The organism is Kitasatospora sp. NPDC022785, assembly GCF_055561295.1.
Window position 1 is genome coordinate 117700 of record NZ_JBVHHB010000029.1, and the last position, 9201, is coordinate 126900.

The window sequence follows — 9201 nt, forward strand, 5'->3', positions numbered from 1 at the left end:
GGCAGGTCGGTGCGGGCCAACCGTACGCGGCGGCCACCCGGTGGACGCAAGGCGCTCCGAGCCGACGGCCGACCGGACCACGGCGCTGCCCCCCGGTGCGGGCCCCGCACCGGGGCGCGTGGTGGCCGGGGGCGCCGAGCCCGCTCCGGTCAGGGGCCGACCGGCAGGACGGAGGTGGGTTCGGCGATCGTGAGGGGCTCCCCGGCGGGGAAGAGGCGCCCGGACGCCGGGTCGCGGTGGAAGGCCGTCAGGGTGTCGGAATCCTGGTTGGCGCAGAACAGCAGCCGCTCGTCGGGGGTCAGGGGGATGTCGCGGGGCCAGGATCCGCCGCACGGAACGACGTCGACCGGTTCGACGGTCGCCCCGCCGCCGTGGAGGGCCTGCACGCTGATCGCGTCGTCGCCGCGGTTGGTCGTGTAGAGGAAGCGGCCGTCCGCGGAGACCCGGACGGCGGCCGCGTAGTTGGCGTTCGGAGCCTCGGGGTGGTGCGCAGCTCGCCGGAGGCGGCCCGGCCGGGCCGGCGGATCGTCTGCACCGGCTCGGCGGCGGCGATCGCCTCCGCGGCGCCGGTGGGCAGGACGGAGAGGACGCCGTCGCCGTAGTGGGCCGCGAAGAGGTGCGAACCGCCGGGGTGGACCGCCAGGTGGCAGGGGCCCGCGCCGCCGCTGGGGGTGGTGCCGGGCAGGCCGAGGAGCCCGGTGCAGGGGTCGACCAGGAGGGACAGGACCTGCCCGGACTCCTCCTCCAGGACGGCGTGCACGACCGGCCGCGTCGGGTCGGGGGCGGCGTAGGAGGGCCGGGAGACCGGTACCGTGCCGATGAGTTCCATGGCGCCCGTGGCGTGGTAGCGGACGGTGGACAGGCCGGCTCCGCGGCTGCCGGCCGGGGCGGCACTGCCGATGATCAGAGTGCCGCCGGGGGCCGTGGTCGGGGGGCGGTTCACGGTGGTCGCGCTCTGTGCGTCAGGCGGCACCGTCGGCCGGTGGTGCCGACGGCGGGTGCAGCTCGCCGCTGCGGGCCACCCGGGCGTACCAGCGGGCGCTGGCCTTGGGGGTGCGGGCCAGGGTGGCTTCGTCGACGCGGACCAGGCCGAAGCGCTTGTCGTAGCCGTACGCCCACTCGAAGTTGTCCAGCAGCGACCAGGCGAAGTAGCCGCGCACGTCCGCGCCGTCGGCCAGGGCGCGGTGGGCGGCGGCCAGGTGGGCGTGGAGGTAGGCGGTGCGGTCCGGGTCGTCGACCGTGCCGTCCGCGCCGGCCTCGTCGTCGTACGCCGCGCCGTTCTCGGTGATGATCAGGGGCAGGTCCGGGTGGCGGCGGGCGAGGTCGGTCAGCAGCTGGTGCAGGCCGGAGGGGTCGACGGCCCACCCCATCGCGGTCCGTGCGCCCGGCGCCGGGTGGAAGCCGACCCGGTCCGCGCCCGGCCAGGGCGAGGCCGTCCCGCCGCCGTGGCCGTCCTCGCGGGCGGGGGCGGTGCCGTCGGCGCTCGCGGAGACGACGGTGGGCGTGTAGTAGTTGACGCCCAGCCAGTCCAGCGGCTGGTGGATCTCCTTCTCGTCGCCGGCCCGGACGAAGGACCAGTCGGTGAGGTGGGCGGTGTCCGCCAGCAGGTCCTCGGGGTAGCCGCCGTCCAGCATCGGGCCGAGGAAGACCCGGTTGCCGACGGCGTCGATCCGGCGCACCGCGTCCCGGTCGGCGTCGGAGGCGGTCAGCGGGCGCAGCACGTGCAGGTTGAGCGAGACGGACAGCTGCGCGTCGGCGGGCAGCACGCCGCGCAGCGCCGTGACGGCCAGGCCGTGGCCGAGGTTGAGGTGGTGGGCGGCGCGCAGGGCGGACACCGGGTCGGTGCGGCCCGGGGCGTGGACGCCGGAGCCGTAGCCGAGGAAGGCGCTGCACCAGGGCTCGTTGAGGGTGGTCCACTGGCCGATCCGGTCGCCGAGGGCCTCGCCCGTCAGCGCGGCGTACTCGGCGAACCGGTCGGCGGTGGTGCGCTCGGGCCAGCCGCCCGCCGACTCCAGCTCCTGCGGGAGGTCCCAGTGGTAGAGGGTGGCGACGGGGGTGATCCCGGCGGCGAGCAGCTCGTCGGCGAGGCGGCGGTAGAAGTCCAGGCCGCGCTGGGAGGCCGGGCCGTGGCCGGTGGGCCGGACGCGCGGCCAGGAGACGGAGAAGCGGTAGGCGGTCAGCCCGAGCTCGGCCATCAGCCGGACGTCCTCGCGGAAGCGGTGGTAGTGGTCGACCGCGACCTCGCCGGTGTGGCCCTGGAAGACCTTGCCCGGGGTGCGGCAGAAGGTGTCCCAGATCGAGGCGGTGCGGCCGTCCTCGGCGGCGGCGCCCTCCACCTGGTAGGCGGAGGTGGCCGAGCCCCAGAGGAAGCCGGCCGGGAACCGGGGCAGCGGGGCGGACTGGGCCTGGGGGAGCGGGCGGGCGGGGGGAAGGGGCACGGGCTGCTCCTGACGACGAGCGGACGGCACACGTGGGAGCGCTCCCACGCCTCATGCGGAAGGTTCCTGCCTCACCTGATCCGCTGTCAAGGGATGGCACTGAATTGCCCTCCGGCGTCCCGTCGTCGGAATGCCGACGCCATTTCCCGATCACGGACGTGCCGTGGCGGCGCCGAGTGCCGCTGATCTAGGATGCGCAGCCAAGCGGCGGAGGCCGACGACGGCGGCGGAAGGCGCGTGGGCGGTGAGCGGACGGCAGACCGGAAGACCGACCCTGGAGGAAGTCGCGGCCCTGGCCGGTGTCGGGCGCGGCACGGTGTCCCGGGTGATCAACGGTTCGGCGCGGGTGAGCGACCGGGCGAGGGAGGCGGTGACCCGGGCCGTCGCGGAGCTCGGCTACGTGCCCGACCGGGCGGCCCGGGCCCTGGCCGGAAGCCGGACCGACGCGGTCGCGCTGGTCGTCCCCGAGACCGAGGCGCGGCTCTTCGCGGAGCCGTACTTCCTGGACGTCATCCGTGGCGTGAGCGCCGAACTGGGTGCGGCGGACAAGCAGTTGCTGCTCACGCTGATCCGCACCGAACAGGAGCGGCAGCGCTTCGAGCAGTACCTCGCCGCCCAGCGGGTGGACGGCGTACTGCTGGTCTCGGTCCACCGGGACGACCCGCTGCCGGACCAGGTGCGCGCGCTGGGCCTGCCGGCCGTGCTCAACGGGCGCCGCTCGCCGCAGGAGCCGCTGGCGTACGTCGACACCGACAACGTGGGGGCCGGCCGCTCGGCCGTGGACCACCTGGCCGGGCGCGGCCGCTGCCGCATCGCCACCATCACCGGCCCGCTCGACATGGACGCCGCCCAGGGGCGGCTCTCCGGCTACCGTCAGGGGCTGGCGGCGGCCGGCCTGCCCGAGGATGAACGCCTCGTCGCCACCGGGGACTTCACGGAGGACGGCGGCCGCCGGGCGATGCGCGAGCTGCTGGAGCGCTGCCCCGACCTGGACGCGGTGTTCGCCGCCTCCGATCTGATGGCGGTGGGCGCGCTCGCCGTCCTGCGGGCCAGGGGCCTGGACGTTCCCGGTGACGTCGCGCTGGTCGGCGTCGACGACTCACCGGTGGCCCGCCACCTCGACCCGCCGCTGACCACCGTCCGTCAGCCGATCGAGGAGATGGGCCGCATGATGGCCGGGCTCCTGCTGCGGCAGATCGCCGGCGAGGACGGCGCGGAGCCGTCCCGCCTGGTGCTGCCGACCGAGCTGGTTGTGCGGAAGTCCTCCTGAGAGGTCATCCATCCGGAGAGGCCTTCCTGACGGGGCCCCGAAGGGTCCTGCCGGGGCCCGTCGACCGTCCGGAGCGCCGATGGCCTCCGGACGGTCGACGGCGTTCGGTGCTACAGCGCCGGGTAGGCGTTCTTCAACAGCTGCTGGAACTGGGCGGAGAACCAGTCCCCGGCCAGCGGCGCGTCCGGCAGCGCACCGGACATGCTGTAGTTGTTCCGCGGGTTGCCGGTGTACGTCGGGTCGCACATCCGGTCGAAGCCCTTGCCGTCGTTGTTCGGGATCTCCTTGCTCGCCCCGTCCGACTCACCCGGGGGCTTCATCCAGACGTAGGCGTCGATGCCCGTCGCCGGGTCCGCCTGCGGCCGCTCCCCGAGGCCCGCGCCGGCCTGGTTGCACCAGTTGCCGGTCTGGAACCGCCGGTCGTAGCGCCCGCCGTCCACGTACGCGTCGACGCTCGTCTTCGGCCCCGGCCCGGACGGCCGGGCGGTGCCTCCCCAGCCGTTGCGCGAGGTGTCGATCAGCATGCCGAGGTGCGGGTCGAAGCCGATCGAGACCAGCTTGGCCCGCATCGCCTGCGCGTAGGACAGCTCGTCGGTGTACCGGTTCCAGTCGACCCACTTGGACTGGCGGACGGAGGTGCCGTTGACGCTGTCGTCGATGCTGAAGTTGTTCTCCTTGAGCGCGCTGTAGTTCGCGGTGTTGACGATGAAGCCGGCCACGTTGGCGAGGGTCGAGCCCTCGGCCGTCGCGGCCTGCTTGAACAGGTCCGCGGACGCGCCGAAGTTGTCGTCCCAGCCGAGCCAGCCGTGGTGCCCGGCGTCGACGTAGTTGTACACGTTGGGCACGGCGCCCAGCTTCTTGAGCGCGTAGCCGACGCCGGTGATGTAGTTGCCGTTGGCCTTCATCACGTCGCACGCGGGGGTCGCGGTGGCACGCGGCGTGGTGTTGGTGGCCAGGTTCGGCAGCGAGTCGATCTCCACCGCGGTGACGATGCGCAGCCCCGCGTACTTCGGATCGGCGAGGATCGCCGCGATCGGGTCGATGAACTCCGTCTTGTACCGACCGATCTCGGTCGGGCCGAGCTCGCCGTTGGAGGCGAGCGCCGAGCAGTCCCGGCCGGGCAGATCGTAGATGACGAGCTGGACGACGAGTTGGCCGCTGCCCTTCTGGCGCAGCGCCTCGTCGAGGTGGGCGCGCAGCCCCATCTTGCCGTTGGCGCCGGCGATGGCGGCGATCCGGTCGATCCAGATGCCGGTGGGCTGGTTGGCGACCTTGCTGCCGCCGGGCTCGGCGGCGGCGTGCGCGGACCACTCGGGGTTCACGTAGACCTTCGCGCCGGCGTACGGGTTGTCGACGCGGCCGCCGGGCGGGGTGGTGGGGGTGCCGGTCGGGGTTGCCGTGGGGGTGGCGGTGGGTGAGGTGGTGGGCGTGCCGGTGGGGGTGGGAGTGGGCGTCGTGGTGGAGCCGTCGCAGAGCACGCCGTTGAGCTTGAAGGCGGTGGGGACCGGGTTGGCACCGCTGTAGGAGGCGTTGAAGCCGAAGGAGGTGGAACCGCCGGTCGCCAGGCTGCCGTTGTACGACATGTTCCGGGCGGTCACGTCGGCCCCGGACTGGCTGATGGTGGAGTTCCAGCCCTGGGTGACCTGCTGTCCGCCGGCGAAGGTCCACTCCAGGGTCCAGGAGGCCAGCGGGTCACCGGTGTTGGTCACGACGACGTTGGCGCCGAAGCCGGTGTTCCACTGATTGGAGACCTGGTAGTCGACCCGGCAGCCGGCCGTGGCGGCGCCCGCGGAGGCGGACAGCACGGTGGCGGTGGCGCCGCTCGCGGTGATCAGGGCGAGGGCGGCGAGCAGGGCCGTCCGGCTGCCGCGCAGCCGGGCGAGGGCGGGGCCGGTGGGGTCGGTGGGGTCGGTGGTGTGCGTGGTGCGCGGGGTGCGGCTCATGGTCCGGGTGTCCCTTTCGGTGAATCGGTGTCCTGGTGCGTCGGTGTCCCTGTGTGTCGGCGTTCCGGTGTCACGGCGTCCCGGTGTTCGCTCAGCGTCCGTTCAGGGTGCGCAGGTGGTCGCGCAGCCCGGTGCCGTACGCGGTGGGAGTGCCGTCGTAACCGCTGATCAGGGCAGGACCGGAGGAGCAGTCCCAGGTGTTCCAGGTCCAGCCCAGGTAGGAGAGCCCGCGGTCGTCGGACCACTTCATGACGCGGTCGACGAACGCGTGCCCGCAGGTGTTCTCACCGATCTCGCCCGCCACGAGCGGGACCCGGGCGGCGATCGGAGCCAGGGTGGAGGTCCAGCAGGTCTCGCTGGCGCAGGAGTTGAAGTTGTACACGTGCCAGGCGGCGGCGAGTTGGCCGCTCGGATCCGTCGGGGCGTGGGCGAGCCAGCCGCTCAGGTCGTTCGCGTAGGCGATGCCGGGGACGAGGACGACGTTGCGCGAGCCGGTGGCCCGGACGGCGTCCATGAGGTCCTGCATGCCGGCCACCTCGTAGCCGATGCCCGGGCAGGTGCCTCCGTCGCGCCAACAGGCCCAGGCCTGGTCGGTGGTGGCGGTGGCCCGGTCCGGGTAGGGCTCGTTGAACAGGTCGAAGACCACCCGGCGGTCGTCCTTGAAGGTGTTGGCCACCGAGGTCCAGAAGGCCGGGGCGTACTGGGCGTCCGGCATCGGCTTCTGGCAGGAGGCGTGCACGTCCGAGCAGCCCGCCGAAGCACCGGTGTACTGCCCGTACGTCCAGTGGAGTTCGACCACGGGGGTCATGCCGTGCGCGAGGACCCGGGTCACCAGAGCCTTGACGGCGTCGACGTACGCGGTGCCCCGGTACTCGGGCCGGATGTTGTCAAGGCCGAGCCAGCACTCCTCGTTGAGCGTGATGCGGACGGTGTTGGCCTGCCAGTCCGCGATCGCCTGGACCGCGGGGTCGTCCACCGGGCCGTCGAAGATCCCGTGGCCCTGGACGCACATGAACTCGCCGCCGGAGCGGTTGACGCCGAGCAGTCGGCGGGTGGTGCCGCTCGGGTCGGTCAGGCGGTTGCCGCTGACGCCGAGCTGGGGCGCGCCGGTGGGTGTGCCGGGGGGTGTGCCGGTCGGGGCCGGTGTGGTCGGGGACGTCGTCGGGGTGGGGGTGGGCGTGGGCGTGGTGGACGAACCGCCCGTGCAGGCAAGGCCGTTGAGGGTGAAGTCGACCGGCGCGGGGTTGCTGCCGGACCAGGAGGCGATGAGGCCGAGGGCGACGCTTTCGCCGGTTCCGAGCGAGGCGTTCCAACTCTCGTTCACCGCCGTGACGGTGGTGCCGGACTGGGACCAGGTGGCGTTCCAGCCCTGGGTGAGGCGCTGACCGCCGGCGAAGGCGAAGCCGAGGCGCCAACCACTGGTGGGCGCGCCGTTGTTGGTCACGGACACGGAGGCCTGGAAGCCGCCGTCCCACTGGTTGACCGTGGAGTAGACCACCGAGCAAGTGGAGGGTGCGGCGGCATCCGCACCCGCACCCGCTGCGCCGGACAGGGCGGACACGGCGCTCGCCAGGGTGAGGACCGTGCCGGCGAGCAACGCCGAGAAGGGTGGGGGGTGTCGCATGAGCGACTCCTCGCAGCGAGGACGCGCCGCTCCCGGCGCGTCGACTGACGGAATCGCTCCCACTGGTGGGTACCGACCGTAGCGCCAACTACCGCTAAGGAAAAGAGGAGTTGCGCGGATTACTCGGCCAAGGTGTTCGACTCTTCAAGCCTCTTGACCGACCCGGGGGTATCCCTCACAGTGGGAGCGCTCCCACTGGTTCGAGCATTGTTCATGTCACGACAGCGCAGCGGGCTCGGCGCCCCGGCCCCGGAGTTCGGTTCAGCTGCGCAGACTCCATTGCTGGTTGCCCGCGCCCGAGCAGGACCACAGCTGGATCTTCGTCGCGTTCGCCGTGCCGGTTCCGGCCGCGTCCAGGCACAGGCCCGACTGCACTCCGGTGATCGTGCCGTCGGAGTTGACGTTCCACTGCTGGTTGGCCTGGCCGTTGCAGTCCCAGATCACCACCGCGGTGCCGTTGCCGGTCCCCCCAGCCGAGGCGTCCAGGCACTTGTTGCCGTAGACCATGAGTTGTTTGCCCGCCGTGGAGGTCCACCGCTGGTTGGTTCCGCCGTGGCAGTCCCACAGTTGCGCCTGGGTGCCGTTGTTCGTGGAGGAGCCGCCGATGTCCACGCAGCGGCCCGACGCCTGGCCCACGATCTCCTGGTTGCCGCCGGGCGTGGGGGTGGGAGTGCCGGAGCCGAACTGGCTGAAGAACTTCCACACCTCGCCGGAGGTCCAGGTGCGCCAGCCGTCGCAGGTGCACCCGTCGATCGGGCCGGGGTCGTGGCCCGCCCCGTCGAACGCGGCCCAGACCACCGGATGACCGGACTTGCACCCGGAGTAGGCGGTGACGACGTGCGTCAGGCTGCCGGGCGCCGGCTCGGGCGGGTTCTGCGGGGTGCAGCCGTTGTTCCTGACGAACCGATCGCGGAGCTCCCGCCCCGATGAGATGGGCAGGACGTCGTCCCGCAGGCCGTGGAGCCCCATGTAGGCGATCGGCTGCGTGCCGCCGCTGCATCCGCTGAGGTTCGCTCCGGCGTAGACCGCGACCGCCCGGAAGACCGTCGGCCGGGCGCAGGCGAGCGCGTAGCTCATCCCGCCGCCGTAGCTGAAACCGGCGGAGAAGAGCTGGGTCGTGTCGACGCACAGACCGGCCTCGAGCTGCCGGGTCAGGTCGTCGACGAAGGTGACGTCCTGGCCGTTGGAGTTGGCCCAGCCGTTGTCGAGGCCCTGGGGCGCGACGAAGACGGTGCCGTTGCCGGCGTTGTCCGCCAGCCGCCGGAGGCCGTAGTACGACCAGTTGTAGCCGTCGGTCCCACCGGAGTCGACCTCGCTGGCGGTGCCGCCCCGCCAGTGGAATCCGAAGACCAACCGGTAGGGGCGGTTCTGGTCGTAGTCGGCGGGGACCCTCAGGATGTAGCCGCGGCTCTGACCGCTGCTGACGATCGTGTGGGGGCCGCTCGCCAGCGACGGCGCCTTGCCGCAACCACCGGTGCCCGCGGCGGTGCCGACCGGAGCGGCGTTGACGGGAGCGGCGTTGACCGGGGCGGCGTTCGCGCTGAAGCCGAGGCCCAGCGCCATGCTGAGCGCGGCCACGAGGACGACCATCGCGGACCGTAGGGGCGTGAACGAGGACCTGCGTTTCATCGGCTCTTCCTTCGCTGCGGGTGGACAGGAGGTCAGGGCGCCGGACGGCGGGACTTCTGCCGTCCGGTTGAAACGGTTCGATCGAGCGAGGGCGGACCCTCGGTGATGTCGGCAGGCTGACGGGGAGGGAGCCCCAGCCGTGATCGGCTGGGGTTCCCCGTGGTGGATCAGGACGGCTCAGCGCCGGAGGGTCAGGAGGCCCGGGCGCCAGGGGAGTTGGTCGTAGGGGCCGGTGGCGTTGGGGGACTTGCCCTGGTAGAGGAGTTGGAGGTTGCAGGGGTCGATGGTCATGGTCTG

Annotated in this window: 5 protein-coding genes and 3 pseudogenes; 1 reads left to right on the forward strand and 7 read right to left on the reverse strand. The window is 72.7% G+C overall.

The annotated features are described in order from the left end of the window. Positions 1-149: 149 nt before the first annotated feature. From ACZ3YO_RS33505 to ACZ3YO_RS33515, 3 genes and pseudogenes are all read right to left on the reverse strand, one after another. Positions 150-425 (reverse strand): annotated as a pseudogene (locus tag ACZ3YO_RS33505) (lactonase family protein); the annotation flags it as partial. A gap of 98 nt (positions 426-523) precedes the next feature. Next, positions 524-973, reverse strand: a pseudogene (locus ACZ3YO_RS33510) (lactonase family protein); the annotation flags it as partial. Beyond that, complete coding sequence (locus ACZ3YO_RS33515; RefSeq protein WP_465577022.1) at positions 963-2438, reverse strand: GH1 family beta-glucosidase; 1476 nt, start codon at positions 2436-2438, stop codon at positions 963-965. The pseudogene ACZ3YO_RS33510 and the gene ACZ3YO_RS33515, both read right to left, overlap by 11 nt. A gap of 244 nt (positions 2439-2682) precedes the next feature. Here ACZ3YO_RS33515 and ACZ3YO_RS33520 point away from each other — a divergent pair, with 244 nt between their 5' ends. Next, a complete protein-coding gene (locus ACZ3YO_RS33520; protein ID WP_465577025.1) occupies positions 2683-3708 on the forward strand; it encodes a LacI family DNA-binding transcriptional regulator in 1026 nt (341 codons plus the stop codon). A gap of 110 nt (positions 3709-3818) precedes the next feature. Here ACZ3YO_RS33520 and ACZ3YO_RS33525 read toward each other — a convergent pair whose 3' ends face one another. The 4 genes and pseudogenes from ACZ3YO_RS33525 to ACZ3YO_RS33540 form a co-directional block, all read right to left on the reverse strand. Continuing rightward, positions 3819-5651: a glycoside hydrolase family 6 protein gene (locus tag ACZ3YO_RS33525; protein ID WP_465577027.1), complete on the reverse strand. Its 1833-nt coding sequence runs from the start codon at positions 5649-5651 to the stop codon at positions 3819-3821. Positions 5652-5742: 91 nt separating this feature from the next. Continuing rightward, positions 5743-7275 (reverse strand): cellulose binding domain-containing protein, encoded by a 1533-nt coding sequence (locus ACZ3YO_RS33530; RefSeq protein ID WP_465577030.1) that lies wholly within the window; start codon positions 7273-7275, stop codon positions 5743-5745. 261 nt (positions 7276-7536) lie between these two features. Then, positions 7537-8838: a ricin-type beta-trefoil lectin domain protein gene (locus ACZ3YO_RS33535; protein WP_465577041.1), complete on the reverse strand. Its 1302-nt coding sequence runs from the start codon at positions 8836-8838 to the stop codon at positions 7537-7539. A 243-nt stretch (positions 8839-9081) separates the two neighbouring features. After that, positions 9082-9201 (reverse strand): annotated as a pseudogene (locus tag ACZ3YO_RS33540) (non-reducing end alpha-L-arabinofuranosidase family hydrolase); the annotation flags it as partial.

What these genes read in the sequence shown, in the direction of transcription:
- ACZ3YO_RS33525 (WP_465577027.1), bottom strand. Translation starts at nt 5,651, where the DNA reads ATGAGCCGCACCCCGCGCACCACGCACACCACCGACCCCACCGACCCC.
- ACZ3YO_RS33530 (WP_465577030.1), bottom strand. Translation starts at nt 7,275, where the DNA reads ATGCGACACCCCCCACCCTTCTCGGCGTTGCTCGCCGGCACGGTCCTC.
- ACZ3YO_RS33535 (WP_465577041.1), bottom strand. Translation starts at nt 8,838, where the DNA reads ATGGCGCTGGGCCTCGGCTTCAGCGCGAACGCCGCCCCGGTCAACGCC.